Source organism: Roseateles sp. P4_D2, assembly GCF_056401875.1.
This window is the reverse complement of the sequence record NZ_JBFUIM010000003.1, coordinates 450,871-471,529: the sequence shown is the minus strand read 5'-3', so window position 1 is coordinate 471,529 and position 20,659 is coordinate 450,871. Positions and strand designations below refer to the sequence as shown.

The 20,659-nt window shown below is 67.5% G+C and carries 12 protein-coding genes; 1 reads left to right on the top strand and 11 read right to left on the bottom strand.

Annotated elements, in window-relative coordinates; all coding sequences use genetic code 11:
* Positions 1-64: 64 nt before the first annotated feature.
* A complete protein-coding gene (locus tag AC1DW0_RS07830; protein WP_477945304.1) occupies positions 65-400 on the top strand; it encodes an HPF/RaiA family ribosome-associated protein in 336 nt (111 codons plus the stop codon).
* 217 nt (positions 401-617) lie between these two features.
* Here the strand turns inward: AC1DW0_RS07830 and AC1DW0_RS07825 are convergent, their stop codons facing one another.
* From AC1DW0_RS07825 to AC1DW0_RS07775, 11 genes are all read right to left on the bottom strand, one after another.
* Positions 618-3,047, bottom strand: coding sequence for an EAL domain-containing protein (locus AC1DW0_RS07825; protein WP_477945303.1), 2,430 nt, complete (start codon positions 3,045-3,047; stop codon positions 618-620).
* Positions 3,034-3,336: a circadian clock KaiB family protein gene (locus AC1DW0_RS07820; protein WP_056197060.1), complete on the bottom strand. Its 303-nt coding sequence runs from the start codon at positions 3,334-3,336 to the stop codon at positions 3,034-3,036. The genes AC1DW0_RS07825 and AC1DW0_RS07820 overlap by 14 nt, the downstream gene beginning before the upstream one ends.
* Positions 3,333-5,093 carry a circadian clock protein KaiC gene (gene kaiC, locus AC1DW0_RS07815; RefSeq protein WP_477945342.1) on the bottom strand — a complete coding sequence of 587 codons (1,761 nt, stop codon included), beginning with the start codon at positions 5,091-5,093 and terminating at the stop codon, positions 3,333-3,335. The genes AC1DW0_RS07820 and kaiC overlap by 4 nt, the downstream gene beginning before the upstream one ends.
* 645 nt (positions 5,094-5,738) lie before the next feature.
* Positions 5,739-6,266: a class I SAM-dependent methyltransferase gene (locus tag AC1DW0_RS07810; RefSeq protein ID WP_457353944.1), complete on the bottom strand. Its 528-nt coding sequence runs from the start codon at positions 6,264-6,266 to the stop codon at positions 5,739-5,741.
* A complete protein-coding gene (locus AC1DW0_RS07805; protein WP_477945302.1) occupies positions 6,263-8,866 on the bottom strand; it encodes a capsular polysaccharide export protein, LipB/KpsS family in 2,604 nt (867 codons plus the stop codon). Before AC1DW0_RS07805 ends, AC1DW0_RS07810 begins: the two co-directional genes overlap by 4 nt.
* A gap of 5 nt (positions 8,867-8,871) precedes the next feature.
* The gene (locus tag AC1DW0_RS07800; protein WP_477945301.1) at positions 8,872-9,453 is read right to left on the bottom strand and encodes a hypothetical protein; all 582 of its coding nucleotides are present in this window, start codon (positions 9,451-9,453) and stop codon (positions 8,872-8,874) included.
* A 30-nt stretch (positions 9,454-9,483) separates the two neighbouring features.
* Positions 9,484-13,074, bottom strand: a complete 3,591-nt coding sequence (locus AC1DW0_RS07795; RefSeq protein WP_457353950.1) for a phage tail protein — start codon at positions 13,072-13,074, stop codon at positions 9,484-9,486.
* 8 nt (positions 13,075-13,082) lie between these two features.
* Positions 13,083-13,547, bottom strand: a complete 465-nt coding sequence (locus tag AC1DW0_RS07790; RefSeq protein ID WP_457353952.1) for a DUF6882 domain-containing protein — start codon at positions 13,545-13,547, stop codon at positions 13,083-13,085.
* Positions 13,548-13,557: 10 nt separating this feature from the next.
* Entirely contained in the window at positions 13,558-16,800 is a 3,243-nt protein-coding gene (locus tag AC1DW0_RS07785; RefSeq protein WP_457353954.1) for an eCIS core domain-containing protein, read from the bottom strand.
* A gap of 3 nt (positions 16,801-16,803) precedes the next feature.
* Positions 16,804-18,864 carry an ATP-binding protein gene (locus AC1DW0_RS07780; RefSeq protein WP_457353956.1) on the bottom strand — a complete coding sequence of 687 codons (2,061 nt, stop codon included), beginning with the start codon at positions 18,862-18,864 and terminating at the stop codon, positions 16,804-16,806.
* A gap of 7 nt (positions 18,865-18,871) precedes the next feature.
* Positions 18,872-20,653, bottom strand: coding sequence for a hypothetical protein (locus tag AC1DW0_RS07775; RefSeq protein WP_457353958.1), 1,782 nt, complete (start codon positions 20,651-20,653; stop codon positions 18,872-18,874).
* Positions 20,654-20,659 lie beyond the last annotated feature (6 nt).

Here is a 20,659-nt window from a genome sequence, read left to right as displayed (position 1 = left end):
ACCGCACAAACTAGGGCTGACAGCTCCGGCCGCACAAACGCTTCGCAAGACTTTGAAGGACTCCATGCAGATCTTGCTCCACGCGGACCCCAACACCGACGGCAGCGCGGCGATGACCGACCATCTCGACGCGGTCGTCAATGCCGCACTCGGGCGCTTTGGCGAACGCGTCACGCGCGTCGAAGTTCATCTGTCCGACGCGAACAGCCGGGCCAAGTCTGGAACCGACGACATTCATTGCATGCTCGATGCACGGCTCAGCGGCGAAGAGGCCATCGTCGTGAACGACAGCGCCGCCAACGCGCACCAGGCCATCGCCGGGGCGGTGCACAAGCTCAAACGCGCAGTCGGTGCTGCGATTGCCAAGCATCATCCACGGCATCAACCCGTGCACCCCTGACGGCCTTCGCTTCGTCGCTGCCGGCGGCGAAGCGCCGACGCGGCCTCACGGACCTGCTCCTGATGCGTGGCGCAGAAAAGGCTGTCCTTCATATCAGCGAGCGAAGCGTCGGGCCGTGGCGCTGTGGACACAGCGGCGACGCAGCGGCGACGCAGCGGGCTTAGATCATGTCGCTCACCCGAAATGCAACCATCATGACGAGTCTGAAGTGCCGGATTCATGCATCGAGCCGATCTGCGCCGCCCGCTGGCGGATCAAGATAGAGCGCCTCGAAGGCATCGCAGGGCAGTGGCCGGCTGAACAGATAACCCTGCATCTCATTGCAGACCAGCTCCTGCAACAAGCGCCGCTGCGCCTCGGTCTCCACGCCTTCGGCCACCACGTTGAGCTTCAGAGAGTGCGCGAGCGTGATGATGGTCGAGACCAGTGCCAGGCCTTCCGAGCTGGTGGTCATGTCGACGACGAAGGAACGGTCGATCTTGAGTGTGTCGACCGGCAATTTGGACAGATAGCTCAGCGACGAAAATCCGGTACCAAAGTCGTCGATGGCGACGCGAACGCCCATCGCGCGGATCGCGCGCAGGCTGCTGATGCTATGCAGCACGTCCTCCATGATCAGGCTTTCTGTGATCTCCAACTCCAGGCCGGCCGCTGCCTGCGGGTCGATGCTGATGGCTTGCTCAACCTCGGCGATGAAGTCGCGATTGCGCAGCTGCAGCGGCGACACATTGACAGCGATACGCACGGCTGAAAAGCCGTCGCGGCGCCAGCGCAGATAGTCGCTGACTGCACTGCGCAGGGCCCAGCGCCCAACCTCGTAGATCAAGCCGGTCTCTTCGAGGATCGGAATGAACTCGGCCGGCGATACCAGACCCGTGCGTGGGTCATTCCAGCGTATCAAGGCCTCGGCGCCAGTCAGCAAGCCGCTGCGCAGATCGACCTTGGGTTGGTAGTGAAGTACGAATTCCCCGTTCTCCAGCGCCTGTCGCAGCTGGTTCTCCAGAGCCAGCTTGCTGGCTACCGAGGCGGTCATCTGCGGCGTATAGAACAGGTAGCGGTCACCGCTGGCCTTGGCCTTTTTCAAGGCCGCCTCGGCGTTCTTGAACAAGCTTTCGGCGCTGGAACCGTCATCCGGAAACACCGCGACACCCACCTTGACGGAGATGCGGAACACCGCGTCATTGAGCGGGAAGGAATGGTTCAAGAACGCCATCAAAGTCTGCTCGAGCAGCTGCCGTACGCCGCTCAGATGCGTGACACGCGGCAGCACCGCAGCGAAGCGGTCCGAACCGATGCGGGCGACCAGATCAGCATCGCCCATTTGCTGAACCAGCCACGCGGCGACCTGACGCAACAGTTCGTCGCCGGTCACCTGGCCCAGGCTGTCGTTGATGTTCTTGAAGCGTTCGAGATCGAGCAGGAACACGGCCATGGGGTGGCCGCCTGCGATGGCAGCGAGCAGATGCCATGTCACCCGATCAAGGAACAGCGTGCGGTTCGCCAATCCGGTCAGCACGTCGAAATAGGCGAGGTACTCCAGCCGCTCCAGTTTCTCGATATGGTCAAGCGCGAAGGAGATATCGCCGGCCAGCTCCTGCAATAGCTGCATTTCCTGCGCATCGAATATGCCGGCCTCGCCCGAAAACAGCGCCATGACTGCCCATGGCTGCCCGTGCAGCGTCAAAGGGAAATAGCCAAATGATCGGTAGCCCCCGCCCCGCAGCTCGGCGCGGAATGGCGCCATCGCAACATCGCTATCGACATCGACATCGTTGCAGATCACTGGCTGCGATGATCGAAGTGCTCGGCAGGCCGGCCGGTCGCTGCTCGGTGCGTCTACGCGGGCACTCGGCGGGATAGGGTTGACATTGCCCGGCTCGCTGCCGTGCGAGGCGACTGCCTTGCATTCCAGGGTCAACGGATCCATGACCCCGATCCAGGCCATCTTGAAGGCGCCGAGCTCGACCGCCAGCCGGCACGCCTCGCGGAACAATTCATCGTGGCCGCGCACGCGCACGATCAGCGCATTGATGCCACTCAACATCGCATAGACGCGGTTCAGGCGCCTGATCCTGCTTTCGCCGAACTTTTGCTCCGTGATGTTGAGGTGCATGACCACCACGCCATTCGGGCGCTGCTGGGCCAACGGCGTCACTGTCAGCAAAAACCACCTTTGCTCGGTCGTCGAGTCACAGGGGTACTCGATCGAAAAGCTCTTCGCTCCTTCCATCAGCACCGCACGTATGCCCGCTGAGACGATGGGCCCCTCGCTCCCTCCGTCGCCTATCGCGTCATCGCACACCTTCAGGTAATTGACACCGACCGCATAACGTGGCCCCTGCAGCGCGTTCGCGGTGGCGAAGCAGCGCCACGCCTCATTCACCGCAACGATGGATCCCTGTGCATCGAGAACGGCGATATGGGCGGGCAGAGCATCGAGAATCGCGGCCTGCTTCACCGCCTCGTTGTGGCGTGAGTGCTCCTGGGAGCGGCGCAGCAGGGAGGTCCGGCCGAGTTGGTCAGTCACCGTGTCCACCTCGCCCCCGGTCAGTTCCTCCAGCCTTTGTTCGATCACGTGGAAAGATTCGATCAGCCTGGCGATCTCCTCGCTGACATCGTCAGCCGGCGGTAGCTCATTCGGCTTCACGGCTGCCGCCTTCCGGCAACCCCAGGGCCTGCAGCAAAGGCTGGGCCTGGCTGAGCGTGCCGACGATGCGGCGGGTCGGTGAAGGCGAGAGCTTGAACAGCGTCGGTGTCATCAATACGCCTGCCGCCATCGCCAGCTTGGGCTCTCGGAACACGTCGACCACCTCGATCTCATGCCGCTTCGGCAGATGGACGCGGCATAGGGCTGACAGATTGTCGAGTGCCTGCGCCGAATTCAGCGCGTCGCCGGCAACGTAGAGCCGGAACTTGAACAAGCTGCGGCGGTTCATAGAGTGCTCGCTTTCGTGACAGCCTTGGCTGCCGGTTTTGCGGCATCGGCACCGCGGAGTTCGCGCATGCGGGTATGGCCGCGTGACAGTTCGCGCTCGCTGCTTTCGGTGGCGCTGGCCAGCAAGGCCTTTTCGACCTGCTTTGCAACCAGCTCGGTCTGCAGCGACTTCACTCGCACCTCCAACTCGGCCTCTTCGGCATCCAGCCTGACGCGCTTGAGTTTGCGGGCGACCTCGGCGGCGTCGGTCGACGAACGCTCGGCGCGTTCCTTTTCCCAGCGCAGCGTGCCCATCAGGACTTCACCACCGGCGGTATAGGTATCGGTCAGGGTCACGCCGGAGTCGCTGAGGATCAGCTCGCGCACCTGGTTCGAATGCGCTGTGCCGCGTGATTTGATGATGGACAGGCCACGATTGCGCTCGCCCGCCTGCACCAGGTAGTCGAGATGGATCCAGGTGTCCGCCACCGCCGAGATCTGCAGCGGTGAACCGCCCTCGGCCAGGCTGGACATCTCGCCCAGCAAACGGGTGCAGATCAAGGTGATGCCTTCAGATTTCGACCAATCGATCAACCGTTCGGCCACGCTGTGGGCGGTCAGGTAGTTGCCCGATTCCGACCATGTGGAGACCGGATCGATGACCAGGCAGCGAGCCTTGTGTTCGGCCGTCAGCGTCTTGATGCGCATCAGATAGGTCTCCGCGCTGCCAGCGATGGAGCGGGCCGAGACCATGCGCAGCAGACCGCTTTTCTTGTATCGGTCGAGGCGGATGCCCACCGATGCCAAGTTGCGCGCCACCTCGGAGCCATCCGAATCGAAGCTGACGAACAATGTGCGTTCGCCGCGCCCGCAGGCAGCCTCGGCGAATGCGCCGCTCAGCGTCGTCTTTGCGGTGCCCGAGAAGCCGGTGATCAGCACGCTGGCGCCACGGTAGTAGCCGCCGCCCAGCATCGTGTCCAGACGCGCGACGCCGCTGGATACGCGCTCGCTGCTGACTTTCACGTCACCGCGATCCTGCGCCCGCGCGACGGCGACCTCGAAGCCGCCATTGCCGATCACGAACGGCGATTCGTCCTCGTCGAAGCGCGAGCCGCGGTACTTCTGCACCCGCAAATTTCGCTGCGAAACACCTTGAACGACATCGTGATTGAGGATCACCGCGCAGTCGACCATGAACTGCATCAGGCCGAACGGTTGCGGGCCGCTCGAGTTGCTGTGACTGCTGTCATCGCCGCCGGCCTTGGCGGTGATCAGGCCAGTCAACTGGCGCGCCAGCAGCCACTCATGCAGCCGGTAGATCTCGCGCCGCTTGGCCGCCGCGTCGGGCAGCAATGCCAGCACGATGTCGAGGGCATCGAAGACGATGCGACGCGCCTTCATTTCGTCGGCCTTGGCCCCAAGAACCGCCAACATACCGCTCAGGTCGAAGTCGCCGGACTGCACCAGATCGGGCAGCGGCTGGGCATTCATGAAGAACAGCCGCTTGCGCTGAAGCTCGGGCAGATTCCAGCCGAAGCTGCCCGCGTTGGCGACGATGCGCTCGATGTGCTCCTCGAACGCGACAAAGATTCCAGACTCCTTGCAGGCCTGCGCGCCGTGCGCAAGGAATTGCAGCGCGAAAATCGTTTTGCCTGAGCCAGGCCCGCCGACCAGCAAGGTTGTGCGACCGATCGGCAATCCGCCGCCGGTGATGTCATCGAAGCCACCCACGCCGGTCGATGCCTTGCCCGCTGCGGCCTCCGTTCGCGCGACTCTCACAAGGCCTTCCGCATCAAGATCTGACGCGCATGGCACCGCGCGCGCTGCATGAAGGACCCTACGGCATGGTCAGCCAGATGGGCGCAAGAGAATCTTGCTGACATGGTCTCTCCCTGTCGATTTGAACGGGAATGGAGTCAGCCGAAGCAGCACTGCGCGAGCAATCCATGACATCCTGTTCGTTCAGGGGCATGACATCGGCTCCCGTTGGGAGTCCAGTCTGTTCGGTTTGTTCGTTAGCCTCCGTGCGACAACGCACATAAGGAAATGGCGACATCTGCGCCTCTCGGTAGGTAGTTGCCCCCTTCATCGGCTGCTGAGCATGCCCGCCGAGCTTGGATGCACACTCCTCATCGCCCCATCGCCACAAATATGTCTCATACCCATTGAGGATCTCTACGGCAGACATCCCACGATGAGAGATTGCGAATCCGCGCCTCTGCGCGGACTATGAAGCTCCTGATCAATCAAACGGTGTTGAACGCCCTGCCCCGGCCGAGTCGGTATTTGTTGTCGCTGCCAGTTCCAGGCAGTATTTGTTGTCACCACGCGGCGTCAAGAAACACCCTCTCCTCCTTCAGAAGTTATTGATTCCAAAACGAAAGTTTTGTCGACTGGGAAGGGTAGATGTTGTCGGACAGCTCCTCAGCCCGTGGCCCTCACCGACAAGTGCCACGGCTTGTCCGGCAGCCGCTTCACGCGCTGGAAACCCGCCTCCCGCATCGCCTGTGCCAGCCCGGCTTCGTCATAGCCGGCTTTGTGCACGTCCCACACCTCGGTCTCTCCGTCGTGCTGCCAGCCCCAGAGGCTGCCGAGCGCATGCTGGCGCTCGGTCCATTTCGCGTTTGCCGCGCTGCGTGGCCCGCTGCGCAGCAGCTGCGCGGCGTGGTAACGGATGTCCGGCACGATGAGGTGCAGCTCACCGCCCGGCCGCAAGACTCGCTGGAACACACGCAACGCAATGCGGCCCTGCGCGTAGGTCAAGTGCTCGAAGAAGTGCCGGCTGTAGATGGCCTCTACGCTGCCGGCCTCGACATGCCGGTCCAGTTCCCATGCGTTGCAGACGATGCCGACGTTGGGCAACGCCCGCACGTCGACGCCGACATGTCCTTCACGCAGCTTCGCGCCGCACCCCACGTCGAGCCGCAGCGGTGCCGCCGCGACCGTGCTCATGCGGCGCTCCTCACGGCAAGCCCGGCCAGTCTTGCCGCCAACTGCAGTTCGCCCTGCACCCAAGCTGCAAGGCTGCGATCCTTGACGCTCTCGGCCAACCGCAGCGCCGCCGCGCGCCAGGCTGGTTGCGCAGCGATCAGCTCCAGCAGCGCGTCGCCGAGCAAGGACGCGTCATCGACCAGGCGCCCGCAGCTGCCGTCGGCCAGCAGGGATTCAGACCAGCCCCTGCGCGTCGCGGCCACCGGCACACCGGCATGCAGGGCGTCGAAAAGCGGCCACGGCCCGGTATCAGGCCCGCCACCGATGGCAACGGCATCAAAGCGTGACAGCCATTCGCTGGCACTCGCCATCGCGAACTCACGCATGCCATGCACCCGGCAATCGACGCCGGCCGCGCGCAGCGCTGCGGCGGCGGCAGACAGCTTCTCGCCGACGAGCACGAGGTGCGCCCTGCCCTGCAGCACCTTCGCGCCGGCAACAAAGCCGTCCAGCCCGGAGGTGTCGACGCCGCCATGCACGGCTGGCCGGCCCACCCAGGCCACCCATGGCAACGACCCGTTCGGCCGCCGTGCTGCAGCCTTCCCGCTCCACCCAGGCGTGTTGAGCTGCCAGAGTCTTCGCGACAGGTCGATGCCGGCGCGCTCAAGCACGGCCTGCTGCGCCGGATGCGTCAGCGAGATGGCGCCGCAGCGCGCGACCGCAGCGCGCTCGCCGCCGGCCGCGTAACGCCCCTCGTCGAGGCCATCGTGGATCTGCACCACGCAACGTGCCGGTTCGGGCGCCAGCCCGGCTTCACGCGCGCGGATGAAGATCCATGCGCGCGCATCCCGCAACGGCTTGGGCGTCGCGGCGACGCGAAACTGCGGCATGTGCGCCGCGGCCAGCGCCTGCTTCCAGTGCTCGAACAACCAGCCCTTGTTCTCAGCAACCACGTTGATCACGGGCACCGACGCACGGCGCAGGTTCACCACGGCATTGCGCACCGGAACAGGCGCTGGCGGCGCGACGCGCGGGCGAACCGAGGCCAGCAGCTCGGCGACGCGCTGCGGGTCGCGCGCCTCATCCAGGCTCCATTGATGCCGGATCAGATGGTGTGCATAGGCACGCCGGCAGGCAACGGCCTCGGGCTCGGTCACGCTCGCGGACAGCTGCGACCAGTCCTTGGGCCACGTGGTCAGGAAGGGCGTGCAGACGCCGCTGGAGGGCCAGACATTGCGGCCGAGCACGATGGCCGGCACGTCCCACAGCAGGCCGTCGTGCGCGACGTTGCTGTTCAGCGTGACGATGCCGCGGCAGGCGCCGCCCTTGAGCATCTGGTGGATGTTGCCGCGCGACTGCGGCCACAGCCGGTCCTGCGGGCGGCGCGTGCGCAGCTGCAGGTGGCGGTTGCCAACTCGCGCATCGGCGGGGTGCTGCTTGAAGATCACCGGCCACGGCGGGTTGATGCGCGACACATGATCGACCAGCGCCTGCATCGTGCGAAGGCTGGCGGGCGCATGGCGCACGATGTTGGTGTCCGATTCGATCTGCAGCGGCACCAGCAGGAAGTCGGCCGGCAGGCCGAGCGGCACGTCCTTGTCGGCCTGCATGTACTGGTAGTAGCCCTCGAAGCTCGCCGACTTGACCGCGGCAAGCCTGGCGTCGAGTGCGGCGGATTGCGCCTCGGTCAGCGGCCTGCCATCCCAGGCGAACGGCGCGGCATGCGAGTCCGCGTTGATGCCGCGCGGGCTGATCTGGTAGTCCGCGCGCGGCAGCCAGCCGTGCTCGCAGTACAGCGTCGGCCCCCGGCCGAGGTGGCCGCGGCCGTTCCAGACGATGGAGAGCACGCGCGGGTCCGCCGCGGTGCGGCGCGTGTCGCGCGTCACCGTGTGGCCAAGGCCGGCTGCGGTGGCCGCCAGCGTGTCCAGCAGGTCCGACACCAGGCCCTTGCTGCGTTTCTCGATGGAGATGTTCATGACTTCACTCCTTGCAATGCCGACGTCGTGCCGCAGTTCGACCGGAGCCGGGGCGGAGCCGTCGAGCCAGCCGTGACTGCAGCGCGGCAGCGAGCGCAGGCGGCTGCCGGCGCTCAGGTTGACGAGTTCGATACCGCGCTGGGCGAGTGCTGCGGCCAGCCGGCCGTACTGCGCGTCGATCTCCTGCAGGCGCGGCGCCAGCACGTGGCGCTCACGCCCGCCGAAGAAATGGCCATCGCTCAGGTCGACGCCGATCAGGCCGATGCGGCGCGCGCCCATCAGCGCCGCCAGCATCACCGCGACATAGGGCGAGTTCTGCGTGTAGTGCAGGGTCTCGCCGCGGCCGACGTCGGTGCCGGCGTACTGGCCCAGGCGAAAGCGCACCACGGGTGGCGCCACCGAGCCGAGCTCGAGCTGGGTGAACAGGGCCTGGGCGCGCGACGCCGCGACGAAGCGGAAGCGGTCACCCTTGAACTGGCTGGGCGGATTCACCACCACCAGATAGCTCGGGTCGAACAGCCGGCCGACGTCGTTGACACCAATCGTGACCCAGCGCCGCGGCTCGGGCAGCGTGTTCAGCGACGGCCCGCAACCGCAGACGACGATCGTCCCGCCGGCATGCCGGTCGCGGAACGATGCCAGCATCACGTTCACGCGACCGACAGTTCGGGCGCCGCCGTCGGGGCAGCCGGCTCGGGGGCCGCCGGCGACAGCAGCGCGTCAAGCCACTCGCCCTCGACGGCCTCGGCGCCAAGCTCGGCGCGAGCGGCCTTGAAGGCATCGGCCAGCACGGGCCACAGTGCCTCGGCGCGTGCGCCGGGCTGGGCGCTCAGCTCGCGCAGCGTCGCATGGGCTTCGATCAGCGCGCGGCTGCCGCTCAGCGCCAGCATGGCCTCCAGCGAAACCTGCGCCTCACGCAGCGCCTGCGACGGCGCCCCGAGCTGCTGCAAGTGCAATGACCAGCACTCGGCGAACAGCCGGTAGGTCACCGCCCTCGCCTCGCGATGCGGCACCGCCAGCCGGTCGCGGCCGGCCTGGCGGATGGCATGCGCGATCCAGCCGGCGCCGACCAGCCCGGCCGCAATGCCGATCGCGAGGCTGCGCGTCGCAAAGTCCCAGCCGGCGTAGAGCGAGGCCAGGTAGTCCAGGCTCAGCCAGKCGCCGAAGCCCAGGCCGGCCAGCAGGCCGAGGGCCACCACGAGGGCGGCGAAGGATCCGAGTGCTTTCTTCATGAGGTTCTCCTTCCGAGGAACAGGGGTGGCTCAGCTCGTGCTGGGGTAAGGCGGGATGTCGTGTTCGATGTCCTTCTCGCCCTCGACGCCGCTGGGCTTCTTGACGAGCTTGGTCGGATCGGTCGGGCTGGGGGCCATCTCGTACCAGCTGCAGGCGAACTTGGAGGCCAGCATCCTTTCCTCGGGCGCGACCTTGTACTTGTTCACCTCGGCCGGCGTCAGCGTGGGCCGTCCGGACGCATAGCTGACCTTCACCTCGTAATGGAACCAGCGCGGGTTGTTCTTGGTGCCGATGTTTTTCTTCAGGATGGACTCCACCTTGTCCGAGTGGCGCTTGTTCATGCTGAAGCTGATGGGCGTCAGGTTGGCCACCATGTCGCCCGGCCCGCCCAGCTTGTGGTTGAGCAGATGGCCCAGCACATAAAGGCGCTTGGTGCTGCCCGGCCGGCGGATGTTGACCTTGGTCCAGATGGGCATGGCGCCGGCGTCGGAAGGCGCGCTGCCATAGTCCGCGTAGTCCGGCCCGATGGGGTTGGCCACCATGCGCGTGCCGCCGCGGTTGGTGTTGGGCGGGTGGTAGGTGATCTTGGACTTGAAGCCGGCTGCGCCGTCGCCTTCGGCCCGCGTGGGTGTGCGCTTCTTCGGGTTGACCTCGCCAACCACGGTCCAGCGGTCGCCTTCGAGCTCGACATCCAGGCGCGTCAGGGCATGCTTGGCGCGGATCACCGCCAGCAGCGGCCGCAGCACCAGGACGCCGACCTTCTTGCCGGCATAGCGGTTGACCGCGGCCGTGCCTTCCTCGACACCCTTGTCCAGCCGCTGCTGCGGCGAGGCCTTGGGGTCGCCGCCCAGGCCCTTGCTGACCACGGCCTGGATCTTGGAGCCAATCCACCTGGCCACCTTGGCCAGCGTATCGTCGACCTTGCCGCGGATCTTCTGGATCACCCCGCGTACCTTGGCCGTGACGCCGTCCAGCTTCAGCAGCTTGGCAAGGAAGGCCACCACCAGCGCCAGCCCGCGCGCCAGGCCGTCCTCCATGGCCTGGGCCGCGCCGCTGACGTTGCCGGCCGCGATATCGCCAATGGCACCGAGGAAGTTGGCGATCATCTTCATGATCTGCTTGGCCTTCTGGATGAAGAAGACCACGGTGTCGTAGATGGCGATGATGGCCTTGATGATGCCGGCGCCGGGGATGAAGATGGCCGCGACGAACTTGATCGCCTCCTCGACGATCTTCTGCTTGACGAAGTCCTTCACCGCGTCGACGAAGGCGTCGCGCATCTCGGCGGCCATCTCCTTCAGCTGCTCCCAGGCCGCCATCGGCCCTTCGGTGACCAGCGTCTTCACCAGCGTGAAGGTCTTCTCCAGGCCGACGACGACCGGCTCGGTCAGCACCGTCACCATGTGGCGACGCAGATTGCCGTAGCTGATGCCGATCATCTGCAGCGCCAGGCCGACGATGCCCTTGAAGTCCCAGGTCTGGGGCAGCTGGACGCCCTCCAGCGAGCCGGTCATCCACTCGAAGATGGCGTCCTTCAGGTGCTTCAGGAAGTTCTTGCCGAAGTTCCTGAAGCCGGTGACGGCCGCATTCACCAGGTTCTTCACGAAGACGATGGGCTTGGTGAAGATGGCCTTCAGCACCGCCACGCCCTTGGCGATGATGCCCTCGATCTCCTCCAGGGAATAACCGAACTTGGTCAGCGCCCAGGTGAAGAACTTCTTGGCCGCCCACAGCAGCAGCTTGCCGAGCTTGGCGAGCGCGCCGCCCATCTCGTCCTTCATCTTCTCGATCTTCTCGTCGATGGCCTTGATCGCCGCCTGCTGCTTGTCCTTCAGCGCCTGCTGCAGGTCCTCTTCCTTCTTGGCGACGAACTTGTCCATCTCGTCGAGCTTGCCGGCCATGTCCTTGGCCGTCTTGTCGCCGATGTCCTTCAGCGCCGGGCCCAGCTTGTCGACGTAGTCCTTGATCTCCTGGCGTGCCTTGGCGAGCTGGTCCTTGCACTCCTGCACCACGCGCTTGTTGTCGGCGCCGATAACCTCCACCAGCTTGTCGACCGCGGTGACGAAGTTCGCCCGGTTGCGGTCGAAGATGGCCTTCACGCCCGGCAGGTCTTCCATGCCGAGCAGCCAGTCCTTGGCCCTGCGCGCCCAGCCGAAGAAGCCGGAATAGCGGTCGTCCTTGTAGGCGTCGAGGTCGCGCTTGACGGTGTCCTCGAAGGCCTTGGTCGCCTGGGCATTGCCGTCGTCGAAGCGCTTCATCGACTGCGTCTCGAGATCGGCCAGGCGCTTCTTGACCTTGTCCTGCGTGGTCTGGAAGAGGCCGTTGATGTGGGCGGCGACCTCCTCGCGCTTCTTCTGCAGTGCGCTCTTGGCGCTCTTCTGATGGGTGGCGGTCACGCCGAGGGCGCCGCGGCGCTTGGCGTGCAGCGCATCGCGGCCCTTCTTCTCCTCGCGCTTGAGGTCGGTGTCGATGCGCGCGGCCGTCGTCTGGACGAACTTCTGCATGGCAACCGGCTGCTCCTTGGCCGCCTTCTCCATGCCCTTCTTCTCCTTGTTGGCCGTGGCCAGGTCGCCGGAGTCGACCATGTCGAGCTGCTGCTGAGTGACGCCCTCCTCCTGCAGCTTCTTGTCGCCCTCCTGCGTGAAGCTGCTGAGGTCGGTGTGCTCCTTCTGCAGCGGCGCGATCGCGCCGGCGCCAAGGTCCATGCTGCCCGTGGGCGGGGCCGCCTCGGCCGGCGGCAGCTCCTGCGGCGTGTGGCCACTGGGCGTCGGCGGCGGCGTCTTCTCCATGTCCGCAAAGGTCGACACGACGGCGTTCTTGTCGCCCTGCACCACCTGCATGACGTCGGCGCCCATGTGCTGGGCCTTCATGTCGCGCTTGAAGTTGTCGACCTCCTCGATCTTCTTGGGCACATTGGCGGCCAGCGACTGCTGCAGCTGCTGCTTGCCCTTGTTCTCGTCGACGACCGGCCTGGGCTTGTTGTCGACCATGGTGACCTGGCCGGTATTGCTCTTGGACTGCTCGTCCGACACCGGGATCACCACCGCGGCGTCGGCCTGGGCGCGCTTCTCGGCCGCCTCGTCGTGGGTCTGTTCGTTGCGGCGCAGCTTGCGCAGCATGGCGCTGCCGCGCGCCAGCACGGGCTTGGCCTTGCCGAGCAGGAACATCGCGATCTTGCCCGTGCGCCCCACCGCCAGCGTCGCCGGTGCCGCGCCCGGCTTGCCGGCGCCACCCTTACCCGCGCGCCCCGCCTTGGCCTCGGCCTTGCCCTTGGCCTGCTTGGCTTCCTTCTTGGGCGCCTCCTTGAGCGGCGGCACCGGCTGCGGCCCGGGTCCCTTGCCGAGCTTGGCCTGGGCGGCCTCGGTCTCGGACTTCATGCGCACCAGCTCTTCGTCGCTGACGTCCTCGGGCACCTCCACCACCCGGCCCTCGGCCGTGCGCACGAAGCGCTTGCCGGCAATCGGCGGAATGCGCAGCGGCAGCGCCGTGCTGACCTGGCCGTTGACCTCGCTGGCGCCGCCGCGCCGCGTGCGGCGGCTGCCGCTCAGCACGGCCACCGCGCGCGCGACCATGCCCTTGGGCTTGTCCGGCGCTTTGGCGGGGGTGACCAACAACGACATGGCGCGACTCAGCCAACCTTGCGGATGTCGAACAGCAGTAGAAACAGGCGATTGGTATCGCCGCCAGCGCGGTAGACGCTCTCGGCATCGAGGATGTCCGCCGCCAGTGACGCCATCGTCCAGGCCTCGCCTTCGTCGCATTCGCCGAACGCGCCCTGCAAAGGCTCGACGCCATCGCACTCACCCCGTTCTCGAACTGCGCTCATCAGCGCCGACGCGGTTTGCGGGACCGAATCATTCTCCCATCCCCAGAGCCACGTCCGGGCCGCCGGCGCCCAGCTACCGGCCACCTGCAGGCGCGCATGTATCTGCTCTACATCGGCCGCATCGAAGAAGCGGATCGTCGTGCCTGGCAGGTCGATCTCGAATCGTGCAAACCGGCCGAGCCCGAACCGCTGCCCCGCGCCGGCCATGCGCTCGCGAGCCTGAGCTCGCGCCGCGCCGACCCAGCGCTCATAGTCGTCCTTTTTCATTCAAATCTCCTCACAGCTTGAACCAGTCCTTGATGACCGAGGCTGCAGTCTTCAAAGCCTTGGCATGAACCAGCAACAGCGCCTGCAGTTCGGCGGCCGCGCCGCTCTTGCGGTGCTTCTGCCCCTTCGCAGTGCCAGTCTTGGTCTCGACGTTGATCTTGGTGATCTTGGTCTCGGGCGGCAGGTCCTTCAGTTGGCCGCGCCACTGCCCGCCCATCGCCGAGTTCATGCTGCTTTCGATCATGGCCATGTTCTCCTCGGTGTCCGTGCCCCCCATCTGCAGTTCCTGCTGATGGTCGGCCTGCAGCTGGGTCATCAGCCCGCGGCAGGCGTTCCGGTCCTTGGTCACCGTGATCAGGTCGATGTAGGCATGAATCTCGGCGCGGAAGGCCTCCTGTCCGCCCTGGCGCAGGCCCTTGGTCGACTTCTGCTTCGTCTTGCTGCCCTTGGCGAAGCCGAGCGTCGCGGCCTGCTGGGCCGTCTTGCCCTGGGCCGCAGCCTTCATCGCATTTGCCTTGGACATGAACTCGTCGAGTGGCCATTCCGGTTGATAGCCGACCTCCATCTCAGCCGTGCTCTTGCCCGCCTTGACCTGCGTCTTGACGATCTTGACCGGGTTGATCTCGGCCTTGATCGACCAGTAGTCGCCCGTCTTGATCGGCACCAGCGTCGTGACGCGGTGGATCACCTTGATGCCGAACAGGATCGGCACGAGGATCGCCTCGCCGACGGCCTTGCCCGAGTACCTGGAAACTGCGGCCAGTGCGGCTGCGGCGGCCTTGTCGACCCGCTTCTGCTTCTCCTCGGGTGGCGCGTCCTTGCCCGCCAGCTTGTCGATGAAGCTCTTGACCATCTTCTTGACCCAGCCGATCAGCGAGTCCATGGCCTTGTCGATGGGCGCGCGCACCTTCTGCAGCACGCCGTTGATCTTGGCGGCGACCTTGCCGAGGCCGGCGTACTGCGCGAAGAAGTTGATCGCGATGGACAGGCCCTTGGCGAGGATGGATTCGACCTTGGAGACCGCCGCGCCGATATTGCCGTTGGCGATGGCGACGATGGAATCGATGAAGGCCGTGACGATGGCCCAGATGCGCTTGATCTCGTTCTTGATGGTCACGACGGTGTCGTAGATCGTCATGATCAGCCCGATGAAGCCGGCGCCCGGGATGAACATCGCGATCAGCTTGGGGATGCCCTTGGTCAGCACCGCTTCGATGATCAGGCCCTTGATGCCCTCGACCACCTGGTCCTTCAGCGCGGCCAGCTCGCCCTTGATCTGCTCCCAGGCCGCCGACGGCCCCTTGTCCATCAACGTCGCCACGACGGTCGCGCCCTTCTCCAGCGCCGCCACCGTCGTCGCGCCGAAGGCCTTGACCAGCTTGGGCTTGAAGCGCGCATAGGTCAGGCCGAGCACCGAGAAGGCGAACTTGATGATCTCGCCGAGCTCCAGCGCCTTGGGGATGTAGACGCCGTCCAGGGCACCGGTCAGCCAATCGATGAGCCCCTTCTTCAGATGATCGAGGAAGTTGCCCGCGAAGGCGCTGAAGCCGCCCTTGGCCGCGGCGATCAGGTTGCCGACAAAGGGGGCCGGGTCCATCAGGATGGCCTTCAAGGCGGCGCCGGTCTTCTTCACATAGCCGGCGGCCTCGGGCGACACCGCCTCGAAGACGATCTTCAGCAGCTCCCACATCGCCTCGCCGGCCCAGCTGACGAAGCGCCCGATGAAGCTGCCGAACACCTTGGCCAGCTTGGCAAAGGCCAGCGGCACCAGGATGACGTCGGCGATGGTCAGCGACTTCAGGCCCTCCATGAACAGGCCCGGAATCTCCGCGACGAAGCTCTTCAGGTCGGCCCAGGCGCCCTGCATCCATGCCCAGCAGCGGTCCAGGGCGTTGGACTTCTTGATGTTGTTGTAGACCTCGTCCTGGCCGATCAGCTTCATGAAGCCGCCGACGATGGCGTCGGCCTGGTTGTCGACGGCATCTCCCGTCACCGGGTCCTCGCCGAGCACGCCTTTGAGCAGGTCGTAGCTGTCGGTGCCCTCGGCCAGCTTGCCCAGCGGCCGCAGGATGGCCTCGCGGATGAACTCGAGGATGGCGTCGATGAAGCCGGCCGCCAGGCTCTTGATCTGGGCGATCGGGTCCTGGACCAGGTGCAGGCCGCGGCTGACCGCCTTGCCCGGGCTCAGCAGGTCGTCGGCGCCGAGGGACTTGACGAAGTCGAGGATGGCCTGGCCCAGCGACCCGAAGGCCGACATCACGCCCTTCATCTGGCCATAGGCCCAGTTGGCCACCTTGTCGAAGATGCCGGCGTTGCTGATCGCGTCGGTCACCAGCGAGGCGCCGGGGATGAACTCGACGATGGCGCGAAAGACATTGCCTGGCGAGCGGTCCACGCCGGCGCCGTTGATCGGGTTGTTGCCGAGCACGATGGTCAGCATGCGAAAGCCGGGCAGCACATTGGCCTTGTCGGCGAAGTAGTCCAGCGCCGTGTCCCAGCCCAGGCGCTGCACCTGCGGCGCCTCGGTGTGCGTCACCGCCGGCACGGCCTCCACGGCGGCGTCGCGGTGCACCTTGCCCTGCTGCGCCACCGAGCGCTGCTGGATGGTGTGCGTCAGCTCATGGGCGATCAGCTCGCGCCCGCCGGCGCTGTCGGGGTCGTAGGCGCCGCGCGAGAAGAAGATGTCGCGCCCGAAGGCAAAGGCGCGCGCGCCCAGCCGCGCCGCCAGACCCGCTGCGCGGCCGTCGGTGTGGATGCGCACCGCGCCGAAGTCGGCCTTGAAGCGCGGCTCCATGAAGTCGCGCACCTGCTGGGGCAGCGCCTGGCCGCCGCCCAGGCTGGAGCGAATCTCGGTGGCGACCTCCTGCCCCGCCTTCGGAGCCACTCCCCTGCCCTCACGCTGCACGCTGGCCGGCGCGAGCAGGGTCGAGTGCGCGCGCGTGCGGCCGCGCGCCGGCTCCGCAGCCTTCTTCTCCGCGGCTGGCGGCGGCGCGGCGGCGGCGGGCGGCTGCATGCGCACCACGGCGCTGGCCACCTGGACCGCCTCGCGCTCGGCCGGGTCGCTGGGCGAAGACACCCGCAGGGCCGCCGCCTGCACGCGCGGCGGCAGCAGGGTGCTGCTGGCGCGCGTGAACGACTGCTGCTGCTTGACGACCGTGATCGAGCGGTTGCGCGCCGTGCTCGCCTTGACCGCCGTCTGGCGTGATTTGGCCTCGACGGACGCGCGCAACGCGGCGGCGGGCGAGACGGCCATGGTTCAGCCGGCGACGCCCGCCGCGACACGCAATGGATCGGCCGGCCGCAGCGGGCAGGTGCCGCCGGTCTTGCGGTACTCGCGCTGCAGCGACGCGTGCAGGTGCTCGGTGCGCAGCACGCCGTCCTGCTGCAGCGCCAGCAGGCGTGCATGCGACACCACATTGCGCAGCTGGCCGCCGGTCAGCGTGCAGCGGCAGGCCATCTGCTGCAGCCAGTCGTCGTCGATGGCCTTGCCATCCCGGCCGTCTTCGCCGAGCTGCAGCTTCAGGATGTCGTAGCGCCGCCACTCGTCGGGCGGCCGAAAGTGGATCACCACGTCCATGCGGCGCGAGAAGGCCTTGTCAATGCGCTCGGCCGCATTGGTCGTCACCAGCAGGATGCCGTCGAAGGACTCGATGCGCTGCAGCAGGAAGTTGGTCTCGAGGTTGGCGTAGCGGTCGTTGCTGCTGCCGATGTCGGTGCGGTTGGCCATCAGCGCATCGCCTTCGTCCAGCAGCAGCACGGCGTCCAGCTCCTCGGCGGCGCTGAAGGCGTGGTGCAGGTTCTTCTCGGTCTCGCCGAGGTATTTGTTGACGGTGGCCGACAGGTCGACGCGATAGAGGTCCTTGCCCAGCGTGGCCGCCAGCAGGCGTGCGGCCAGCGTCTTGCCGGTGCCGCTGCCGCCGGCCAGCAGCGCGCGCACGCCGGCATTGGCCTGTGCGGCGCCGCCGCCCGTGGCCAGGCGCTCGCGGAAGCGGCAGCGCGAGGCCAGGGCCTCGAGTTCGTCGCGGGTCGGCGCATCGACGGCCAGCTCGTGCAGGCCGCCACGCCCGGGCAGGCGTGTCGCCAGCGTCTCCAGCCGCGCCGACTGCATGGCCCGGCAGGCCTGCTGCACGTCCTCGGCCTCGATGTGGTCGCGTTGCGCCAGGGCCGCGAGCCCGGCCGCCGTGCGCGCCACGCGGCGCACATGGCCGCTGGTCAGGCGCGCCGCCTCGGCGAGCGGCCGCAGCGCGGCTTCGCCCTGCTCGGGCAGCACGGCCCGCCAGTGCAGCAGCCGCTGCGCTGGGTCGGGCAGCGGCAGCTCGAGGGTCAGCATCGCGCGTGCATCGCCGCTGGACCAGGCGCCCTGCAGGCCGGTGGCGATGCACAGCGGCGCATGGGCGAAGGGCAGCGACGCGAGCATTTTGGTCTCGCCCGGCGTCAGGTCGCAGTTGACGACCGGCATTGCGTTCAGCAGCACGGCCAGCAGGCCGAACAGCCGCCAGTTCGCATCGTCGTCGAAGACAGCCGGCTCGGCCACCAGCAGCGAACGGCCGAGGGCCTGGGCGACCGCGCCGATCAGCGTCTTGCGGCCGTTGTGCAGGGGGCCGCGCACCAGCAGTACCGCGTCGGCCTGGGCTGCGAGCAGGGCCGGCAGCGCCGCGGCCCGCGCCTGCACCTCGGCGCCCGAGACGAAGGCCTCGAGCCGGCACAGCGAATCGTGCTTGTGGTGCTTGAGCCAGCGCAGCGACGGTGCATCGCCGCGCAGGCCGTCCCACAGCGAGTGCGGCACCGCCAGCAGCCATTCGGGCCGCGGCGCCTCCGGGTTGAGCACCTGCAGCAGGCCATGCTGCAGCAAGGCTAGCAGGCCGTGGCGCACGGTTTCGGCGCGGTCGACGCCATCGTCGGCGCTGCGCCACCACGCCAGCAGGCCGCCAAAGCTCGGCCGTCGGTCACGCCCCGTCGCCGCGGGCTCGAAGACCTGGCCGAAGCGCGGATCCTCCTCGATCAGGCCGGCGGCAAGCAGCAGTTCGAGCTGAAGCTCGGTCAGGCCGGCGCCCAGCAGCGCGCGCAGAGGGAGATGCTCGCCGCTGCGCGCCTCCCAGGCGGCAACGCACTCGCGCCAAGCCAGCCACGGCGACTCGGCGCCCTCGACATGCGGCGCGATCTCGGCGTCGTAGTCGGCGAGAAAGGGATGGGCCGCCAGCGCGGCCGGCATACCGCCGGCCGTGCAATGGCAGGCGATGCGGGAGATGACGCCGAACAGCACCAGGCGGAAGTGCTGGGCCGGCGTGTGCGCGAGGGTGTCGAAGTCGGTGCTCATCGCCGCCTCACTCGAAATGGAAGGCCAGGCTGCGGCCCGCTACGGGAATCCAGCCCGGGTCGCGGTCCAGGCCGGCGAAGCGCAGCGCCAGCGGTAGTTCGGCGAGTGACAGCGTCACGTCCACCGCGGCTTCGCTGACCGCGACGCCGGCGCGGTGGCGGCACAGGGTTTCGATCGCATCGTCGCGGCCGAGGGCGCTGCGCAGCCTCGCCTCGACGGCCATGCGCCAGTGCTGCAGCCAGCGCCGGCCGGGGTGGGTCTCGGCCAGGGCTTCGGCGCAGGCCACCGGCGCATCGTCGCGCGGCGCCCACTCGGGGGCATCGTCGAAATCGTCGCCGGGTTGAGCCGGCGGCTCGCGCCCCGACAGCTCGGCCAGCAAAGGCCATAGCGGGTCCTGCTCGAAGCCTTGGCCAAACCAGGCCTGGCCGGTCCAGGCCAGCAGATCCCAGGGCGGCAGGGAGATGCCCGGGGTGCGCGGCATCGTGAAGTCGCCATAGATGCGCCAGGCGAGCGCGATATTGAGCAGATAGAACAGGCCGCCGTAACCGGTGTGGAGCCGCGCTGCCGCACCAGCCTCGGCGCGGCTGGCGCTCACCGGCGGGCGCGCAGGCACAGGCGCCATGGCTCGGGCTTCAGGCCTGCCAAGCTGCGGGACCGGCGCAACCGCCAGCGCGTCGGCGTCCGGCGACATGGCCTCGATCCGCGAGGCCGATTCACGAACGGCTTCGGGCACTGCGGCCGGGCTGAGCGAGGACGCCGATCGCTGCGGCAAGGCAGGCGCAGCCGGGCTCCATGCAGCGGCCGCGGCGGGCCGCAGTGACAGGCGGCCCTGCGGCGCGGAGGGGGGCCGCACCGCCTCCCCCCTCGGCTCAATGGCTTCGTCAGCGCGAGGCCTGTCCATACCCGCTGCGTCGAGCTCGGCCACGGGGAAGGCATCGAGTTCGGCCAGGGCCTGCACCAGGGCCTGGGAGCGCGCCCAGCGCGGCAGCCGTTGCAGGGCCAGCGCGACCGCGAGCAGGCGCCGCGCCGGAGGCGTCGCAGCGAAAGAGCAGCGCAATTCGGGAACGACCTCGACCAATTGACTCAGCATGAGCGACTTCAGCGAGCGCCCCGGACGGTCATGCGCGGCGGTCGGCTGCATGCGCAGCGGCAGTGGCTTCGCTGCCTCCTGCCCCTTGGACGCCGGCGCCGATGCCACGCCATCGAGGGCAGGCAGGGCATGCGACAGCTGCACGGCCCGCAGCGCGACCGCGGCGTCGGCCGTGGCCAATCGCTGGACGCAGGCGAGCAGTTCCCCGCGTGTGGCCAGCAGCGCCATCACTGGCACCAGCCGGTCGCCGCGCGCGAACAGCTGCTCGCGCAGCCACTGCACCGGCGGCCTGTGCCTCAGCACCGTGCCCCACCACCAATGCGACGGCAGATCGCCACCCACCCAGTCGCGCCACAGGCAGGCCAGCAGCTCGGCCTCGTCGGCGAAGCAGACCGCCTCGGCGCTTGCCGCGTCACGCTGCAGCCAAGGCCGCCGCGCGGCGGCCGCGCGTTCGCGCAGGGCGCCCGACACCTGCCTCGCAAAGACACCGCCTTCGGCGCGTGGCGCAAAACCGCGCCGCGCATCGACGGCGATGCGCCGCACCAGCAGCAGCGCCCGCGGCCCGAGGCCGGCTGGCGACCAGTCGACCTCGTTCAGCATGCGCTCGACCTGCTGGCGTGCGCGCAGCGCGTCGCCGCCACCGTGCAGGCGCACCCGCCGCAGCGACGCGCCTTCGCGTGGGAACAGGCTCAAGTCCACCGTGGC

Bases quoted from the DNA above. Each gene is read 5' to 3' on its own strand.
- AC1DW0_RS07830 (WP_477945304.1), top strand. From the start codon at position 65: ATGCAGATCTTGCTCCACGCGGACCCCAACACCGACGGCAGCGCGGCG.
- AC1DW0_RS07820 (WP_056197060.1), bottom strand. From the start codon at position 3,336: ATGAACCGCCGCAGCTTGTTCAAGTTCCGGCTCTACGTTGCCGGCGAC.
- AC1DW0_RS07810 (WP_457353944.1), bottom strand. From the start codon at position 6,266: ATGAGCACGGTCGCGGCGGCACCGCTGCGGCTCGACGTGGGGTGCGGC.
- AC1DW0_RS07805 (WP_477945302.1), bottom strand. From the start codon at position 8,866: ATGCTGGCATCGTTCCGCGACCGGCATGCCGGCGGGACGATCGTCGTC.
- AC1DW0_RS07795 (WP_457353950.1), bottom strand. From the start codon at position 13,074: ATGTCGTTGTTGGTCACCCCCGCCAAAGCGCCGGACAAGCCCAAGGGC.
- AC1DW0_RS07790 (WP_457353952.1), bottom strand. From the start codon at position 13,547: ATGAAAAAGGACGACTATGAGCGCTGGGTCGGCGCGGCGCGAGCTCAG.
- AC1DW0_RS07785 (WP_457353954.1), bottom strand. From the start codon at position 16,800: ATGGCCGTCTCGCCCGCCGCCGCGTTGCGCGCGTCCGTCGAGGCCAAA.
- AC1DW0_RS07780 (WP_457353956.1), bottom strand. From the start codon at position 18,864: ATGAGCACCGACTTCGACACCCTCGCGCACACGCCGGCCCAGCACTTC.